Genomic DNA, 18,393 nt, shown 5'->3' with positions numbered 1-18,393 from the left:
AAATCTTATTGCCTAAGTGCTTTTAAAACATCACGGGTAAAGTCATGTTCCTTAAAGCCTTTAAGACCCGCAAGATCATACCCTCGCCTAACAATAACTAGCTGCTCACTTGGAATAATTACCAAATATTGACCACGGTTGCCTCGCGCTGCGATGGTATCGTTTGGTAGTTCTGGGAAGCGCTCGTTATAAAGCCACCACTGCGCGCCGTATCCAGGTGCAGTTTCTGGGGGCTGAGCAGGGGCTGGTTTACTAATATAACTTAACCAATCTTTTGGTAATATTTGCTCACCTTGCCAACGACCATTATTTAGATGTAATAGCCCTAAACGAGCAAGATCTCGTGAGGTCGTCCACACTTGCGATGACAAAATAAAGTCACTTTGCCAGTCAGATTCTAAAAAAGTATGCTGCATGCCAATTTTATCGAGCAAGTTTTCATACGGATAACGTAAGTAACTCGCCTCATCGTTGAACGTTTCTCGTAAGGTCCGTAGCGCTAACATGGTGTCGTTATTGGCATATTTCCAGCGGCTGCCAGGCTTTACTTCAAGCGCAGTATGCGTTGCAGTATCAGACACTAAACCGCCCCCCATATACACACGATCCGTCCGGTTACCCGCTTTATTACTGTCTAAGCCTGATGCCATATGAAGCAAGTTTTCCAAGGTAATTTCACCTCGTGGGTCAAGCGGATGAGACCAATTTTTAAGTCCTGCTGGCTTAGTAACATCAAGTCGTTTTTGCTCTACCGCCACACCAATGATGCTCGCGCCAATACTTTTTGCAACGGACCAAGTACGCTGAGCAGTTTCTGGGGTAAAACCTGCCTTATATTGCTCTGCTAAAATCGCCTGAGGGCTCGCTATTAATATTGCTGAAGTACGTGCTCCTTCGCCATAATGACGTGTAAAAGCCTGAGCAATAACCCCATCAAGCGCCTCATTGCCCGTTGCTTTATTAACACCATTTAGCGTTTGCCAAGGCTTACCCTCATCCTTTTGGTAAGCTAAGTTTTCTTTAAACGGCGCTTGCACAAGTGATGCAGATTCTAGGCTAGCCCCTACCGGCAAATCAACACAGCCTAAACGAGGACGCCACACGGATATGCGCTGCTTATCTTTATCATAATCAACAGTGACTCGCTTATGCTCGGTATCAATGTTCGCTTGCAGTGTTTTTACCGTGGCTGCGATTAAAGGATAAATCCCCGTGAGTTCATCTGTAACGATTTGCTCAGTCGTTTTGCCAGCATTAAACGTGGCACTACAGGAAAAATTGGCGACGTACCCAGCAGCGTACGCGTTTAAGGTTGTTTCTGTTTCTTCACTACAAACAAAAAAGCTGGTGCACAGCAAAGCACTTAGGAAGGTTATTTTTTTCATTATTACTCCTTGGAGGCCAAAAAGTTTAAATTAGCAAAAGAAAAAAATAATGATATGTTTTTACGGCAGTATTAACGCTTTTAACGATAAGAAGCTGGATACTAACAAAATAAACAAAGCAGAATTATTTTTTAAAAAGTTTTTAAATTGTTTAAACCTTTTATACCAGCACCTGCGACTAAGCTAATAACACCATACATATGAAAGGGAAGAACCATGTTAAGTACAGTAAAAACACTCTCGCTAATTGCTGCAGGTTTATTGTCAGCACACACATTTGCTTGGGGTGAAATGCCTTTGCAAACAACTAAAAACCTCACCCTTGATGCAGCATCATTAACCGCATTAAAAGTACAAGCTGGCTCTGGTTTTTTACACATTACCGGCACTGACGGTGATGAAGTGAGCGTTAAAGCCGAGATTTATCAAGAAAAGCCTCATGATGAATATTGCCTAACGCTTGAAGCTAAAGATAAGAGTGCTGCGCTTAGTGCAGGTCAATGTGAATATCAAACCAACAAGCAAACTCGCATTGACTTAACCGTTGCGATCCCTCGCTCATTTAATGTCGATGTGCATGATGGCTCTGGTGAGATTATTATTAGCAAAGTCGCTGATACAGTGATCAACGATGGTTCTGGTTCAATTACAGCGAATGACATTGCAGGCAGATTAGAAATCAATGACGGTTCAGGCAGCATAGATGCGCGTAATATCAGCGGTGATATTAAAATTCATGACGGCTCAGGCAATATTGATGTTGTAAAAGCTCAAGGCAATATCGAAGTACACGATGGTTCGGGTGGAATTGATTTAAATGATATTTCAGGTGATGTAGTCGTTTCAGATGGCTCTGGTAGCATCCGCGTTGATACCGCAGCAAACTTTGAGTTATTAACTGATGGTTCTGGCTCAGTAAAAGTAACCAATATTACTGGTAAAACGAAGATTTAGCGCTGTATTACTATTACTTTAAAAAGCGGTGCTAATTTGCAGCACCGCGCTTACTATTTATTCTATCCCGCCAATTTTTTATAGTGGCTAATTATCTTTTTCCGGTCATCCTCAGCAAATATTTTCAGCGGGATCTTACGCGTGATCGTTTTTTCCTTTGCCGCAACTTCTAAGTGCAAAAAATCTTTTATTATTTCAGCGGAGTTTATATCTTTGTTTTTGATAAACCACCTTGGTCTTGCAATAGCTAACTTGACCTCTGAGTAGTCTTTATAAAACCTCACTGCCTCTAACTTACTATGAAAGAAAAATATGGCTATCATAAAAATACCCATGCCGATTAAATGTGGCACAATAAGTAGTCCTATTACCAATGCGGCAATGCCCATATATAACAAAATGTTTTTATGTTTATCAGCAACGCCAAATGTTTCAAGCGGCTCGGCTGTAGCATCATATTCACTCACTACGTAAACTCCTTAAGAAATCACGTTTAATTTCATTATCCATCTCACTTCTCAAAGCAAAAACCCCGAGTGCGCCAATAGGCACAAAAACAACACAACCTAGCATTCCTGTGTAAGCTAACCATTTATTTTTAAAAATAAAATACAACCCCCCAAATAAAGATAACAGGATAGCTGGAGCAAAAATCAGTGCTAATGTCTGATAGTTCGGATCTTGATATAAAATGATAATTGCAAAGGTTTGGATCAATATCGTGAGGGTATATAAGTACTTCATCTAATTCCTTTAGTTTGAAAGTATGCGTCCAGCAATAGGCGGCAATTCTATACACGTTAGTGAAAAAGTAAATATCTGTGTATTAGATCAAGCCTAATTAATTCAAAACTAATATTTTTATGTCTTTCATAGCATTTTTACAAGGGCTTAGGTATCCTTTATAAAACGTTTAAGGAACTGCTATTTAAAAGGATAGCCTGATATGAAAAAGCCACTCGCCGCTTTACTAACCAGCCTTGTTTTAACAGGTTGTACGGGACTGACAACTGAACAACAAGCTGCCATTGATAACTTAACCCCTTGCGAGAAAATTAACGCCCTATTAGGTGCTTACGACAACCGCTTTGAAGGCTTAAAACGTAGCCGTGTAAACACTAAATACATGGAAACATGGACAGCAAAATACAACCTTATTGCTGATAACTGTCAAATTACCGCGCTTGATAAAGACAATGTCACCTACCGCTGTGTAGGCAACTATGAGCAACAGCAGCAAGCTGTGGCCGATCACACTCGTGCGGTTAATTTTACTCAAGCGTGTTTAGCTGGTAATAATTGGCATCAAACACAAAAAGAGTCAGCTGAATCGTTGCGCACGACCTTTGTGCTTGACGAAAACAACCCTGTTATCTCAATTCATTCGGGTAAAACCTTATCACGTAAACAGCCTTGGTCTACCACTCTTGAAATTGGTAAACCCGTTGAAGGCAAATAAAATACCCTTGAAGGCTAATAGACAATAGCCTTCAAATTAACTATGACAAATTCAAAAAAACCAACCAGCCAATTCAAAACAGATTGCATCGGCCAATGTCATCGCCTTAATGGCTATTGTACAGGCTGTGGTCGCAGCAATGATGAAATTTTTGATTGGATCATTTTATCCGAGCAAGAAAAACAAACAATTTTAAATACCCCTCGCCCTGACATAAAAAATAAATAGTACTGACATTCAAGCGTCATTGACGATTGCTAGCCTGCTTTAAACGGCTATTTAGGTGATTATCATGACCGCTATTTTTGTAATTAACTTAGCAAGCTCTACTGAACGATTAAACCGTGTTAGCCATGAGCTAAATGCACAAAATTTGGCATTTGAACGCCTTGATGCAATTGATGGAAGAGAGCTGTCTGATACAGAGATAGCTAAGCACTATAGTGCTGATTTAAACCTAAAAAAATACCATAAGCCATTGAGTAAAGGTGAAATTGGTTGTTACCTGAGCCACCGAAAAGCATGGCAAACAATAGTCGATAGACAACTCGACTACGCTATTATTTTAGAAGATGACTTTGTTCTTGACCGCTCCATTCACAGTGCAATTGAAAACATTAATAGGTTACAGCAGCCTTGGCAGTTAATAAAATTGGCTGCTTACAAAGACCGTCAGCGCGACATTGCTTTTACCAAACCCCTGGCTGATGAGCAGCATTTAGTCATTCATAAAAAGCTGATGTCTGGCTGCTGTGCAACAGCTGTTAGCTTGGCCGGTGCAAAAGCGCTGTTAAAAGCCACTGCCACATTTGGCCGTCCCGTTGATTGCGATTTACAGTACGTTTGGGAAACAGGCGTTTATGGTTACTCTTTGCTGCCCTACCCGGTATCGCAACCTGAAAATTCACAAAGCGATATTAGGGATAGATCAGACAAAGTTAAAAAGTCATTTTGGCGACGTAAAAAGCAGCAACTCCACAGTGCATTATTAAACACAAAGTACACTAAGCAGTTTGTGAAAGCGCAGCAAACACCAAACAAAAAGAAAGGAGCCGCAGCTCCTCTCTTACCAGTCAAAAATCATTAAACATTAAATTGGCTGTTATTTTTCTTGGTTTGGGTGATCAACACCCATCCATGCTTTAAACAATGCCATTTGAGCGGGTGTTGCATCTTTTAATGCTTTTACCTTTTTCTCTTTATCAAAGTCTTCGCTCAGTGTCAGCGTCGTGCTTTGCAGGGCATCACGTCTAATGAAATCAACAGTCACGGTGTCGCCTGCTTTAAATGTTTCAAGGCTAGCTGTTAAATCTTTACCAACATGCTTTTTGTTGAATGCAACAATTTTGTCATCTGTCGTTAAACCCGCTTGCCAAGCAGCACCACCACGGCGAACGTGAGTCAAGGTAAGTAACTCACCACTGTTTTTAGCGAACGAATCAATACTCGGTACTGATTTTGCCCCTTCAGGGCGAATTAAACCTAAACCGACTTTTTCAAGTAATGCATCGAAGTCGATAGCTGCTGGTTCATCCACATTCGCTTGCCACCAAGCGCTGTAATCGCGACCTGTAAGCTCTTTTAAAATCGCTTTAACATCATCTGGCGTAAAACCATCTGGTAAACGGTGCTTGTTGTAAAGTGCACGGTGAACATCACGGTAGCTAATTTTGCCATCGCTTTTTTCAAGTAAATCAATATCAAGCGCCATTGAAATCAATGACCCTTCTAGATAGATATTAGTGCTGTAGTTGCGAGCGTGGTCGCCGCCTTGGTTGATCCACTTATCAAAACTGGTTTCGGTTGCGCTTTGTACTTCGCGACCCGGTGTTTGTAAGTGACGATTAATCGTTTTAGTTAGGGTGTCAAAAAACTCATCGGTTGTTTCAATACCCGAGCGCACCATTAAGTGATCTTCAAAGTAGCTGGTTGAGCCTTCTGCTATCCACAATGTTTTCGTGTAGTTAATATTTGTGTAATCATAAGGGGCAATCCCCTTTGGACGATACGCTTTAACATTCCACGTATGAATAAATTCGTGGGCAGCAGTGCTAATAAACGCGAGGTAATCTTTACGAGAACCAAAACGGTCACGTGGACGCTGGATAATGGTTGAGTTTAAATGCTCTGTTGCACCGCCTGCACCTGATGTGGCATGTACCATAAATACATAACGTTCATACGGGTAGCTATCCCAAATAACATTGCCAGTTGCCACTAGCTTTTTAAGATCGGTTAGCATTTGGTCTACGTCGTAGTTGCCATCACCCCAAATAACGAGTTCGTATTCACGACCATCAACAGTGAACTTGTGTAGCTCATTGATACCACTTTCAATTGGCGAATCTACTAAAATGTCGTAATCAGCGGCTTTGAAGCTATGTTTAGAACCCGCATTTTCCATACCTGACACTGAACGCCACGCTTTTGGTACGTTTAGATTTACAGTAACAGGGTCTTGGCGAAATGATTCACTGAACATGAAGAAGCCCGAGGCATCAATAAATGCATGGCTATCATCAATGTGACGAGCACGCTTACCAAGCTCATTGGCATAGACTTGGTAATCAACATTTACTTGCGTTGGCTCATTTAGGTGAACACGCCAAGTGCTGTGGTCAATTTTTTCCCACTTTAACGCTTTACCATCATCATCTTTTGCATCGAAAAAGCGTACGCCATTGGCAAGATTTAAAATTTCGTAACGACCTGTGCGCCAAGCGGGAAGTTTAATATCCAAATGTGCTTGCGCAGTTTCAGGAAACTCAACACGCACATTACCTAAATGGTGTTCAGGTTCAGTAATAGACAGTGAATAATTAACATCAGCAAATGCACTGCTTGAGCACGCCGCTAATATTGACATAGCCAACAACTTTTTCATAATAACTCTTTTTTCTTAGTATCAAAATTACAAGCTAGCCTACCAACTGAGTAAAAAAATGTGAATTAAAAACCGATAAAGTCCCAATGCAATAAGCTTGATAAACAAATTCGCTAAGTTTTTGACTTCGCGCCTACATTTCGCATTAATTTGTTGTAAACTTAGGGTATTGAAATTTGAATCTAAATGGCGGTATTACTCGGTGCAACAGCAGCATGATGTTCTTAATAAAAAGTTAAAACAAGCGATCGACGCACGCATGGTCGTCGAAGACGCTCGTAAGCATCAAGTTGAATTGCTCTCACAGTTTGCGGCAAAATTATCGCTCAGCTGTAAAGGGCTAGACATTGAACTAGACAACCGTCTTGCCAAATACCGTAATGCATTAAGAAAAGGGGTAGACTTTCAGCTACTCGAACCCTTCATCAACGATATTCTTGGGCTGTTAAAAAATCAAGAAACGAAACAAATGGCGCTACAACGCGAGTTGAACGACACTGTCCTTGATGCCGGTAAGCAACTTCAAAAAGTAAAAGGTTTACCAGACGATGCGCGCAGAACACTTCGTCATTTACTCGATCATGAATTAAATAATATCCAGTCAAATCATGACTTTGTTCCATTACTTTCAAAGTTGATTGTAATCTACCATCAAGCATTGCAAGCGAAACTCTCCACAGCAAATGACGCTGAGGCACTCATAAAGCCAGAACTTGCCAAGCAATTAATGCTACTTGCTAATGACCTTGTGCTAGAAGATGAAAGCGCTGAACAAATAAAGAGTATAAAAAACAAAATTACCTACAATGACAGTGTTGATGATCTGCTAGATACAGCAATCGATATTATCACTATCATTACACGTAATATGAGCAAAGAGCGCCAATCTGCGCAAAGCTTTTTAATCTCATTAAACCAAACAATCGAAGACTTACATCACTCGATTGTATCAACCAGCAAACACTCAGAATCACTCAGTGCTGAATATGAAACGCTCAATAAGCAAATAGAAAGTAAAATTAAAAACTTACATAAAAAAACACAAGATGCGACATCTATTTCAGCGCTTAAAGAGTTGGTAGAAGAAGAGCTAAAATCACTAAGTGATGACTTAATTGCAAAAGAAAAGCTTGAACACTCTGAACGTGAAAACTTATTAGCTAGTTTCAACGATATAAATAGTCGAATTGGTCATTTAGAATCTAAACTGACCACTTACAAGCAGCGTTTGAATGAACAAAGGTTCAAAAGCTTGCTTGATGGGTTGACTAAGTTACCTAACCGCGCTGCATTTGATGAGCGCTTTAATCATGAATTTCATTTATTTGATGCCCATGAATCCGACCTGACTTTGGTTGTGATTGATGTCGACCATTTTAAATCAATTAATGATAAATATGGTCATAGTGCAGGCGATAAAACCTTGCAAGTTATTGCTAAAGCTTTGCAAAAATCAATTCGTAAATCTGACTTTATTGCCCGTTATGGCGGTGAAGAGTTTGTCATGTTAATGACAGGAGTGTCTCTTGAAAATGCATCATTACCGCTTGAAAAACTGCGTAAAACGATTCAAGCCATTCCATTTAAATTTAAAGATACTCAAGTTGAAATAACCATTTCAATTGGTGCTACACAACTTAAAAAAGGTGACACACCTATTATCGCATTCGACCGTGCTGACGATGCACTCTATCGTGCCAAGAACGAAGGGCGTAATAGAGTGTGCGTCAGTCGATAAATGAATTATACCAATTTACTTAATTAATTGGGCAACCTACCCCTCAAAATGATTAAGTATTATTGCGAAAGGTATTAGTTTAAGTCTTGTACATACACAATGATATAGGCTCATATATGAGCTAGGAGAGTGCTTATGTTAAAACAATTGAATCCTACAGGCGTACTGGATTTATTATCACAACTAGAAGTAGACTTACTCGAACAATCATCCACCAGCGAGCGTTATAAACTTTTTAGAAACTGTGTGCTTGCCGTCCTAAATGTGGGCAGTCATACCGACTCAAGCTCTGAGATATACGATAAATTTGAAGATTTTGATATTCGCCTTTTAAGCCGTGAACGTGGTATTAAAATAGAGCTTGAAAACCCTCCTGAATCGGCTTTTGTCGATGGTGAAATCATCTCCGGTATTCATGAACATATTTTCTCAGTTATCCGCGATATTTTGTTTATCTGTCAAAAATATGAGAAAAATTTAACCGAACAAAAAGCCATCACGCATATGGTGTTTGACATGCTAAGAAATGCGGGTGCGCTTCGTGTCAACAGTGATCCAAGTATGATCGTATGCTGGGGCGGCCATTCAATTAACGAAGTTGAGTATAAATACACTAAGCAGGTGGGTTATGAGCTTGGCCTACGTGGTTTAAACATTTGTACTGGTTGTGGCCCTGGCGCAATGAAAGGGCCAATGAAAGGGGCAACTATCGGGCATGCTAAACAACGTATTTCAGATAACCGTTATTTAGGGTTAACAGAACCTAGCATTATTGCTGCTGAGCCACCGAACCCGATTGTAAATGAATTAGTTATTTTACCCGATATCGAAAAGCGCCTAGAAGCTTTTGTAAGAACGGCACATGGCATTATTATTTTCCCAGGCGGTGCAGGCACAGCTGAAGAGCTATTGTATTTGCTGGGTATTTTGCTCCATCCTGATAACGAAAAACAACGTTTACCTGTGATACTCACGGGCCCTAAAGAGAGTGAAAATTACTTTATCGAGCTTTGCAAGTTTGTTGAGAAAACACTCGGTAAAGTCGCTCTTGAAAAGTTCGAAGTCATTATTGATGACCCTGCCCGTGTCGGTAAATCGCTAAAAACCCAAATGGCCGAAGTTCGCGATTACCGTAAGAGCCAAGGTGATGCCTACTACTTCAATTGGACATTGAAAATTGATAATGATTTCCAGCAGCCTTTTGTTCCAACACACGAAAACATGGCCAGTTTAGACTTACATTTAAATCAACCTACACAACAATTAGCAGCAAACTTACGCCGTGCCTTTTCGGGTATTGTGGCAGGTAACGTTAAAGATGAAGGTATCCAAGCTATAAAACAACATGGTCGATTTATACTCAGCGGTGAGCCTACATTAATGACCGACATGGATAAGTTGCTTGCAGCCTTTGTTGCACAAGGTCGAATGAAACTCCCTGGCAGCAAGTATATTCCTTGTTATGAGATTAAAGCGTAACAAGGAGACTGTGTGAGCACCCAGTTACTTTTAATCGATGCGCTTAATCTAATCAGGCGCATCTATGCTGTTGATAGTAATCAAAGTCACCATAGTGAAGAGCATATGATCAAAGCAAGTTGTGCCCGTGTGGCTCATGCTTGCAAAAAGTTACGTGCGCAATGTAACGCCACCCATGGCGTTGCTGTGTTTGATGGTGACAGAAGCTGGCGCTATCACTACTTTAAAGATTACAAATCTTCTCGGGCTCCAATGCCTGATTTACTTAAGAAGAACCTTGCATTATTTAAGCAAGCGATAGAACACACTGGCATTGTTGTTTTCTCCCCTGATAACGATGAAGCAGATGACATTATTGCGACTCTCGCCTACAAGGCCGCCTCAAATAAAGTGCCCTCAACCATCGTTTCAACTGATAAAGGGTTTTTACCATTTTTATCTGAATACATAAGCGTTTTTGACTACTTTAAAAAACACTTTATCAGCCAAGATGATATTTATAAGCGTTTTTCAGTGCCACAGCACAGGCTAATTGATTTTTGGGCTTTAGCAGGTGATAAAACCAATGATATCCCAGGCGTTAAAGGTATTGGCAACAAATCAGCACAACAATTGATAAATCAATATAATGTGATTGATGATGCCATAGACGATGAAACGCTTAACGCGACTTTAAAGCGAAAGCTCATTGCCGAGATGGATTTGTTTGTCATTTCCAAAAACTTGGTTACCTTGCGAACAGATATAAACTTAGGCTTTAGTTTAAAGCAGTTAAGGCTCAATTAGTCGCAATCCATTAGCACTGTAAAGCAACTGATCGTATACTGAAAGCAGCGTTCGTATTGAAGAGTGACACATGTTTAAAAAGGTTTTCCAATATCTGATACTAGGATTGGGTGTTTACGCACTTATAGCGGCCCTAGTTATCACTTTTTATAAAGATGATCCTCAAGCAATGATTTGGCAAGATCGTGAAGCGTTCAATAAACGTTATATTGCCAAGCTTTCAATCGATAAACCTGAAAACCTTAATGCCGTACTTGATTATTTAGGTAGTCCAGACCTAACCTATGCGAAACGAGCAGAAGATGTTGTATGGCAAATTGTTTTTTATCGCACGCAACATGTTAAATCTGATGGCATTACAACAATTGATGAGTGTACAGGTCTATTATTTAAAAACGGTCAACTTGTTTTATGGGGCCCCAGTGCCTATGAAAGCTATCAACAAGAAGGCTAACACGCTATGATGGATCCAGTCACGCCACGAGAATTAGCGCGTTTGTTTGATAGCACTCACCAATTATTAAAGCTTTATCATCACAAAAACAAATGGCCACAGATATACCCTCTATTAACTAACCTTGCTGAACGTTACTACCTCATTTATCAAGCTTGTCCTAAAGGCCTGCAAGCGCAACTAAGTTTATATGTTCCAGATCATGGTTATACAACTAATTTAGTCGTTAACCAATGTGTACTCGCCTGTGTGTTATGTCGAGCCCTTAACTACAACCAAGCAATCAGCGAACAAATTATTGCAACCTGCTTGGCTAATTATTTATGTGTGCAATCACAAAGTAATAAGTTAGCGTGTGCACAGACTCTCACCACACAAGATAAAAAACTGTGGCAATGTCGCCATCAGCTCGCAGTAAAATTATTGCATGCCTCTGGGCCTATGACATTAAGTGTGCAGCATATACTTGCACGCCTTAATAAATACAAACAAGCCTTACTGAGTGCGCCAAAAACAATGATTTACGATGGTGCGACGACCCTTGTTGCCCTCGCTAATATCATTGCGATGAATATAACTTATCGTCAAACAGGCGAGCACATTAGTTTACACAAAGCACTGGCTGACATTTACTTACGAACCCCAAATGAATTTGCTCAAAAAGCGATTAAAAGCTTTATTGCTCACACCGGCTCATACCTACCTGCCAGTGAAGTAAATTATGCCGAGCAGTCACTCATTTATTTAGCAACGGATGATCGTGCACGGCATATACTTGTCGATGTTTCTCGCCCTGAAAAGGTGCGTTGGCATAGAGTGAAAGCAACGCTTAGCACGTTTGAGAAACAGCGAGCATGTGATGATAACCGCTTACTCTATACAGTTTGGTTCAGCGACAATATAAATTTTGCGCACCCTGAAGACATTGCTAAATCTCAGCGACAAAAATACCTCAATCTCATTAGCCAATTAAAAATATCGAAAGAATACAGTTTTAGCGCTCTTAATAAGTTACTGAGTCCATTTCCAGAGCTCATTTTGCAATTAACTTTAGCCGTTAAACCCTATAACAAAGAGCATCAACGTGCTAAAGACTTACGCCATTGTTTATCAATGGTGGGCTACGACAATGCCCCTGCTATTATTCAAAAAGTACTTTTTCAGCGTTTAGTCGCAACTATTTCACACCCATTAGAACAGCATCTAGTTAAGCGACTAGAAAATATTGCTGTTATTATTCAAGCTTTTTTTAAGCACTCAACTATTCAACAATTTGAACAAGTTACCCTGCCCTTATACGCGTACTGTGTATTTTTGTGTGAAAAGCATGCTACGGCTTTATCCCGAAAAACATTATTTGCACCAGCAGAATTAAACAATGTTAGTGCCCCTTTAGCTTGTTTATTTGGCGTAAGTGCAATTGATCAAATACCACTTAGTGAATACCTTATGCAATTACTCGGTGATAACCCATGGACTGGATACTTACTTAACAGTGAGCAAAAGGAAAAGCAACAATTAGGTAGTGAGGAAAAACACTGGATTGCGATAAAATTATTCGCTTACTATGTTTTTCAACCCAACGCGGTTTTCAGCAGTTGGCAAGAACAAATCATGGCACAAAGCCTCAATCTAGTTGGCTGGCAATCAAAAGCGGATTTTTATTCATATCTAGAAACCTGTGAGTTTGCCGATAATTTTTAGATTGTGTTGTTAAAACGTGCAAAATCGTTAAATAATTATGAACTTTCGCCTATTTATAGTCAGTATTCACAGGATAAACTGGCAAAAAGCTGAATAAATTGCTATAAAAGCCGCTTAAATTTTCAAACACATCCACGTAAGTTTCTAACAAGTAAAGTCGTGCTCAATTTCGCGATATATTTACGTGTATATCTACTCATAAATAGGAAAAGTAAATGGCTAAACAAACCATCACAGTGATCAAAGGCGACGGCATTGGTCCTAGCATTATTGATTCAGCACTTGAGATCCTTAAAGCTGCAGGTTGCGATTTTGATTATGAATTCGTTGATGCTGGCCTTGCTGCCCTAGAAAAAACTGGTGAGTTACTTCCGCAAGAAACCATTGATACGATTGCGCGTAACAAGATCACTTTAAAAGGTCCTTTAACTACACCAGTGGGTGAAGGTTTCACATCTATCAACGTTACATTACGTAAAAAGTTTGGCCTATACGCAAACGTACGTCCAGTTAAATCTTTTGCAGGTACGAAAGCTCGTTACGATGATATCGATATCATCACTGTTCGCGAAAACACACAAGGTATGTACTCAGGTCTTGGTCAAGTTGTATCTGAAGACGGTAACGAAGCTGAAGCGATGTCGAAAATCACACGTGAAGGTGCAGAAAAAATCGTTACTTTTGCATACGAATTAGCAGTACGCGAAGGCCGTAAAAAAGTAACAGCAGTACACAAAGCTAACATCCTTAAATCAACGTCTGGTTTATTCTTAAAAGTTGCACGTGAAGTCGCTGAGCGTTACCCGCAAATCGAATCAACTGAGATGATCGTTGATGCAACATGTATGAAGCTAGTAATGACGCCAGACGAGTTTGATGTAATTGTTACAACGAACTTGTTCGGTGACATTCTATCTGACCTATGTGCTGGTCTTGTTGGTGGTTTAGGTATGGCACCAGGTGCAAACATCGGTGAAGATGCAGCTATCTTTGAAGCTGTTCACGGTAGTGCTCCTGATATCGCAGGTAAGAACCTTGCTAACCCAACTTCAGTTATCTTAGCGTCAATTCAAATGCTAGAGCACCTTGAAATGGGTGAAACAGCTGAGCGTATTCGTAACGCTGTAGCAGACGTTATTAAGACAGGTGACCGTACTACACGTGACCTAGGTGGTAGCCATGGTACAACTGATTTCACTCAAGCAGTAATCGACCGCCTATAATTTTAGTCTCAAACTAATTTTTAAGAAGCCAGTCATTCGACTGGCTTTTTTTATGGCTAGATTATGCATAGCTAAGCAATGGTTATATTATTTATTACTGTTAAGCCATAAACCAACACAATCAAATTAATGCATAGTTATTCCTCAAAAACCGCCAATGAAAACAAACAAAAGAACAAAAACAACTATAAAAACAAAAATAAGAAAAAATAATGCAAAAAACACCTTTTACAGTTGACATCCCCTGCTAAAAAGCTTAAAAATAAGTCAATCATTTTTTAGGCAGCAACTCTATTTAGGAGTTGTCCTTTTATAAGAATTTAAAAACTATGAATATTCGCAGTCACCTTTTAGTCGTCAACGTTCTCGTACTGGTCTTTTTAACAAGCCCAGCGGGGAGCTATTAAAAGGTGAAAGCATGCTTTTAAAAAACCCCCGCCCTATGCGGGGGTTTTTTTATGCTCTCGCAGCTAGCACACAGAGGAATGAGGATGAGTAAAACACAATACAATGGGTCAGAACTAGTCGTTCGGGCGTTAAAAGAATTAAAGGTTAAATATATTTTTGGCTACCCAGGTGGCTCTGTACTAGACCTATATGATGCACTTTTTCAACAAGATGATATTGAGCATATCTTAGTGCGTCATGAACAAGCTGCTACACATATGGCAGATGGTTATGCCCGCGCCACGGGAGAGGTCGGTGTTGTGCTTGCAACTTCAGGCCCAGGGGCTACAAACTGCATTACCGGTATTGCTACCGCTTATATGGATTCTATTCCTATGGTGGTTCTATCTGGCCAAGTGCCCACAGGCCTAATTGGTGACGACGCTTTCCAAGAAACGGATATCGTTGGCTGCTCAAGGCCCATAGTAAAGCACAGCTTTAACTGTCGTAGCGCTAAAGACATCCCAGCCATTCTTGCAAAAGCTTTCTATATAGCTAGCACAGGTCGCCCTGGGCCTGTTGTTGTTGAACTGCCAAAGGATATGCTAAACCCAGCACTTACTTTCGAATTTGAGTTTCCTAAATCAACTGAGCTAAGAACCTATAACCCCAATACTAAAGGGCATTCAAAACAAATAAGAAAAGCCGTTACTGCGATTCTAGAAGCAAAGAAATTAGTTATCTACTCTGGTGGTGGTATTGTGCTATCTAATACCTCTGAGCAGTTAACCCGACTTGTTGAGTCACTCAATGCGCCTATCACGAATACACTAATGGGTTTAGGTGGCATTAGTGGTACACACCCGAACTTTATTGGAATGCTTGGTATGCATGGCAGCTTAGAAGCCAATAAAGCAATGGCCAACGCAGATGTTATTTTAGCGCTTGGCGCCCGTTTCGATGATCGGGTAACTAATAACGTTAAAAAGTTTTGCCCAAATGCAACTATTGTCCATGTAGACGTAGATCCAACATCAATCTCTAAAACCATTAAAGCCCACATCCCAGTTGTTGGTTGCTTAAACACGGTTCTTGAACAACTTCAAACAGCGATTGATAAAAGTGCTATTGCGATAGACCGCTCAGCACAAGAAGATTGGTGGCGACAAATCATTAGCTGGCGCGAACAAAAGTGTTTAAGCTACAGCACAGATGGCGATAAAATTAAGCCGCAAGCTGTAATAGAAGCCATTTATAAAGCAACCAATGGTGATGCTTATGTTAGCTCTGATGTAGGCCAACACCAAATGTTTGCAGCTCAGTATTACCCGTTCAAACATCCACGCCAATGGATTAATTCAGGTGGCTTAGGCACCATGGGCTTTGGGTTGCCAGCTGCTATGGGCGTTAAACTTGCTTTCCCTGATAAAGAATCTATCTGTGTGACAGGTGATGGTTCAATTCAAATGAACATTCAAGAGCTATCAACCTGTTTACAATACAACTTAGCTGTAAAAGTAGTCTCACTTAATAACCGTTCACTTGGCATGGTGCGCCAATGGCAAGATATGATGTATTCAGGACGTCACTCATCTTCTTATATGGAATCATTACCTGACTTTGTAAAACTAGTAGAAAGCTACGGCCATGTGGGTATTCGCGTCGACCATATCGATGAACTAGAACCAGCAATCGAGAAGGCTATGTCAATCAATGACAGGCTCGTTTTTTTAGATATTTGTGTTGACGAGAAAGAACATGTTTACCCTATGCAAATCAAGCTAGGAGCTGTAGACGACATGTGGTTACGTAAAGGAGTAAAAGCATAATGCGCCGTATTTTATCAATTTTATTAGAAAATGAACCAGGCTCGTTATCACGCATTGTTGGCTTGTTTTCACAACGAGCTTACAACATTGACAGCCTAACCGTTGGCACAACGGATGATCATTCATTATCAAGAATTACCATCACAACCATGGGTGATGACCGTATCGTTGAGCAAATCACGAAGCAAGTTAATAAACTTGTTGATGTACTTAAGATCATTGATCTAACTGAGATGGCACATATTGAGCGCGAATTGTTACTTGTGAAAGTGTTTGCCCAAGACGAAAACACCCGCGCAGCGGTCACCCGTGTGGTTGATGTATTTCAAGGCGCGATTCTTGATATGGGTCGCCATAGCTACACGTTACAACTAGTGGCTAGTACTGAAAAAATAGAATCTTTCCTTGATACACTACGTCACGAGACAGATCTTATTGAAGTTGTACGTTCTGGTGCGGTTGGCATTGGTCGAGGAGACAAGGCGCTAAAAGCGTAACCATTTTTTGAGCTAAAGCAAAGAAACAAAAAAAGGGCTAGTAAGCCCTTTTTTTAATAATAAGCAATCAGTCTTATTAAGGATTAACTTGATCTTTAAGACCTTTACCCGCTTTAAAGCTTGGGATAGTTGCTGCTGCGATTTGAATTTCTGCACCAGTTTGTGGGTTACGGCCAGTACGCGCTGCACGTTCTTTTACTGAGAATGTACCGAAACCAACTAATGCTACTGAGTTACCTTCTTTAAGAGAGTTAGTAACCGCGCCAGTGAACGCATCAAGCGCACGTGTTGCTGCCGCTTTTGAGATTTCTGCATCAGTAGCAATTTTTTCAACTAATTGAGCTTTATTCATTGTTAGATTCCTATTCGTTATTATTTTGCCTTCGCAAAACCTATCTTTATGTATTTTTGAAAAGTTAGCAACAGCAAATTGCTATTTTTACGTAAATTCTTCAAAAATGACTACATTTTAACTATCTGTCACTAATCTAGTGACTTCAGGGTTAATAAAGACTGAATTTAACCATCTTTCAAATGGTTTAGAGACAATTAAACTATCGTTCGATTTTCTCGATAACCAAGGTCACTTCCCCGACCTCGATGCCAAACTTATCAATAGCAGTACGGTTAATCAAGCGTGATTGTGTTACCAAATACATCCAATCATCAAAATTCACTACTAAAGTACTACCATCATAAGGTAATTCTACCGAGTAGGTCCAATGAAAAACACTGCCATTGCTGTCACCGTAGGCTGTACCAACAACATCTGATGCCGTTCCCTCAATGCTGCCATCCTCTTTTAGGGTGATATTCCAAGTGCGAGTTTGCGTTTCACCGTCATCATAGACGAACTGTTCATCAATAATGCCCTGATTGCCTTGCCAGCTCGCTTGCATATCCACCACTAACTTACGTGTTAGCTCGCCTTTATGGTCTTGGACAACACCATAGGCTTTCAATTCGCCATTAAAGAAGCGTTTAAAATCAAACTGTGGCTCTGTTCCTTGGTAATAATCAACATCAGGCGCAGAACAACTGGTGACTAACATTACCATGGCAAAAATAAAGATTACTTTGAGCTTAATCATGTTTCCCTCCAATAAGCTGTTTTCGAAGTGAAGGCTCTGAGGTATCGCTACTGAGCCAAATTGCTAAAAAATGGTCTGCAAACTGCTTATCTTCAACAACACCAAGCTTGTCGTTATTGAAGTAAAAAGTACCTATCCCTTGTGTATTCGTTTCGAATGACAAAGAGTCGTTTTTTTTGATATTTGGCCAAAGCGCTAACAATTGTTCGTCATACGCATTAACCATATCCACCAAACCTAGATGCTGCCATTGCTCGTTGGTCGCTTTTACGATGTCTTTTGCGTCAAAATTGCGCAGATAAGTAAGTGTTAATTTCACCGGATGTTCACCAAACTCATAGCTTCCTGTTGGAGTTTCTAGTTTCGCGTTGTATACATCCCAGAATAAATATTCCATTTTTGCTTCGCCAACGGTCTTAAATCCGTTAGCACTGGCATATGCTGACAAAGTCAACGAGATGGAAAAAAGCATCAAATGTATTAACTTCATAATTGCTTGCCTAAAAGTCAGTTTGTAGACACT

The 18,393-nt window shown here is 40.2% G+C and carries 19 protein-coding genes; 12 read left to right on the top strand and 7 right to left on the bottom strand.

The annotated features are described in order from the left end of the window. Positions 1-5 precede the first annotated feature (5 nt). On the bottom strand, positions 6-1,385 hold the full coding sequence (locus L3V41_RS06640) for a serine hydrolase (protein ID WP_237115290.1): 1,380 nt from the start codon (positions 1,383-1,385) through the stop codon (positions 6-8). Between the two features lie 216 nt (positions 1,386-1,601). Between L3V41_RS06640 and L3V41_RS06635 the strand changes: the two genes are divergently transcribed. After that, the gene (locus L3V41_RS06635; protein ID WP_237115291.1) at positions 1,602-2,339 is read left to right on the top strand and encodes a hypothetical protein; all 738 of its coding nucleotides are present in this window, start codon (positions 1,602-1,604) and stop codon (positions 2,337-2,339) included. A 62-nt stretch (positions 2,340-2,401) separates the two neighbouring features. Here the strand turns inward: L3V41_RS06635 and L3V41_RS06630 are convergent, their stop codons facing one another. Together L3V41_RS06630 and L3V41_RS06625 are read right to left on the bottom strand one after the other, a co-directional pair. After that, complete coding sequence (locus L3V41_RS06630) at positions 2,402-2,806, bottom strand: hypothetical protein (RefSeq protein WP_062568098.1); 405 nt, start codon at positions 2,804-2,806, stop codon at positions 2,402-2,404. Beyond that, the gene (locus tag L3V41_RS06625; RefSeq protein ID WP_062568099.1) at positions 2,799-3,083 is read right to left on the bottom strand and encodes a hypothetical protein; all 285 of its coding nucleotides are present in this window, start codon (positions 3,081-3,083) and stop codon (positions 2,799-2,801) included. The genes L3V41_RS06630 and L3V41_RS06625 overlap by 8 nt, the downstream gene beginning before the upstream one ends. A 202-nt stretch (positions 3,084-3,285) precedes the next feature. Here L3V41_RS06625 and L3V41_RS06620 point away from each other — a divergent pair, with 202 nt between their 5' ends. The 3 genes from L3V41_RS06620 to L3V41_RS06610 all read left to right on the top strand — a co-directional run bounded on the left by L3V41_RS06620 (position 3,286) and on the right by L3V41_RS06610 (position 4,885). Then, positions 3,286-3,798, top strand: coding sequence for a hypothetical protein (locus tag L3V41_RS06620; RefSeq protein ID WP_062568100.1), 513 nt, complete (start codon positions 3,286-3,288; stop codon positions 3,796-3,798). Positions 3,799-3,840: 42 nt separating this feature from the next. After that, the gene (locus L3V41_RS06615) at positions 3,841-4,026 is read left to right on the top strand and encodes a DUF1289 domain-containing protein (protein WP_062568101.1); all 186 of its coding nucleotides are present in this window, start codon (positions 3,841-3,843) and stop codon (positions 4,024-4,026) included. A 64-nt stretch (positions 4,027-4,090) separates the two neighbouring features. Next, positions 4,091-4,885 (top strand): glycosyltransferase family 25 protein, encoded by a 795-nt coding sequence (locus L3V41_RS06610; protein ID WP_237127388.1) that lies wholly within the window; start codon positions 4,091-4,093, stop codon positions 4,883-4,885. A 15-nt stretch (positions 4,886-4,900) separates the two neighbouring features. Here L3V41_RS06610 and L3V41_RS06605 read toward each other — a convergent pair whose 3' ends face one another. Further along, a complete protein-coding gene (locus L3V41_RS06605) occupies positions 4,901-6,682 on the bottom strand; it encodes a PDZ domain-containing protein (RefSeq protein WP_062568103.1) in 1,782 nt (593 codons plus the stop codon). A 202-nt stretch (positions 6,683-6,884) separates the two neighbouring features. Here L3V41_RS06605 and L3V41_RS06600 point away from each other — a divergent pair, with 202 nt between their 5' ends. From L3V41_RS06600 to ilvN, 8 genes are all read left to right on the top strand, one after another. Beyond that, on the top strand, positions 6,885-8,420 hold the full coding sequence (locus L3V41_RS06600; RefSeq protein ID WP_346656317.1) for a diguanylate cyclase: 1,536 nt from the start codon (positions 6,885-6,887) through the stop codon (positions 8,418-8,420). 135 nt (positions 8,421-8,555) lie between these two features. After that, positions 8,556-9,899, top strand: a complete 1,344-nt coding sequence (ppnN, locus tag L3V41_RS06595; RefSeq protein WP_237115293.1) for a nucleotide 5'-monophosphate nucleosidase PpnN — start codon at positions 8,556-8,558, stop codon at positions 9,897-9,899. Positions 9,900-9,911: 12 nt separating this feature from the next. Continuing rightward, positions 9,912-10,685 carry a flap endonuclease Xni gene (gene xni / locus L3V41_RS06590; RefSeq protein WP_237115294.1) on the top strand — a complete coding sequence of 258 codons (774 nt, stop codon included), beginning with the start codon at positions 9,912-9,914 and terminating at the stop codon, positions 10,683-10,685. A gap of 70 nt (positions 10,686-10,755) precedes the next feature. Continuing rightward, entirely contained in the window at positions 10,756-11,139 is a 384-nt protein-coding gene (locus L3V41_RS06585) for a DUF3192 domain-containing protein (protein ID WP_062568106.1), read from the top strand. A 6-nt stretch (positions 11,140-11,145) separates the two neighbouring features. Then, positions 11,146-12,843, top strand: a complete 1,698-nt coding sequence (locus L3V41_RS06580) for a hypothetical protein (protein WP_237127387.1) — start codon at positions 11,146-11,148, stop codon at positions 12,841-12,843. Between the two features lie 215 nt (positions 12,844-13,058). After that, positions 13,059-14,066 (top strand): isocitrate dehydrogenase, encoded by a 1,008-nt coding sequence (locus L3V41_RS06575; protein ID WP_062568108.1) that lies wholly within the window; start codon positions 13,059-13,061, stop codon positions 14,064-14,066. A gap of 491 nt (positions 14,067-14,557) precedes the next feature. Further along, on the top strand, positions 14,558-16,282 hold the full coding sequence (locus L3V41_RS06570; protein WP_062568109.1) for an acetolactate synthase 3 large subunit: 1,725 nt from the start codon (positions 14,558-14,560) through the stop codon (positions 16,280-16,282). Then, a complete protein-coding gene (gene ilvN, locus L3V41_RS06565) occupies positions 16,282-16,779 on the top strand; it encodes an acetolactate synthase small subunit (RefSeq protein ID WP_036972002.1) in 498 nt (165 codons plus the stop codon). Before L3V41_RS06570 ends, ilvN begins: the two co-directional genes overlap by 1 nt. A 76-nt stretch (positions 16,780-16,855) precedes the next feature. Here the strand turns inward: ilvN and L3V41_RS06560 are convergent, their stop codons facing one another. The 3 genes from L3V41_RS06560 to L3V41_RS06550 form a co-directional block, all read right to left on the bottom strand. Further along, positions 16,856-17,131, bottom strand: coding sequence for an HU family DNA-binding protein (locus L3V41_RS06560; protein WP_036972004.1), 276 nt, complete (start codon positions 17,129-17,131; stop codon positions 16,856-16,858). A gap of 202 nt (positions 17,132-17,333) precedes the next feature. Then, a complete protein-coding gene (locus L3V41_RS06555) occupies positions 17,334-17,870 on the bottom strand; it encodes a DUF3833 domain-containing protein (protein ID WP_062568110.1) in 537 nt (178 codons plus the stop codon). Beyond that, positions 17,863-18,360 (bottom strand): chalcone isomerase family protein, encoded by a 498-nt coding sequence (locus tag L3V41_RS06550; protein ID WP_062568111.1) that lies wholly within the window; start codon positions 18,358-18,360, stop codon positions 17,863-17,865. The genes L3V41_RS06555 and L3V41_RS06550 overlap by 8 nt, the downstream gene beginning before the upstream one ends. Between the last annotated feature and the right edge of the window lie 33 nt (positions 18,361-18,393).

Source organism: Pseudoalteromonas sp. L21 (genome assembly GCF_021728035.1).
Classification (GTDB): domain Bacteria; phylum Pseudomonadota; class Gammaproteobacteria; order Enterobacterales; family Alteromonadaceae; genus Pseudoalteromonas; species Pseudoalteromonas arabiensis.
This window is presented reverse-complemented; position numbering and strand designations above follow the sequence as displayed.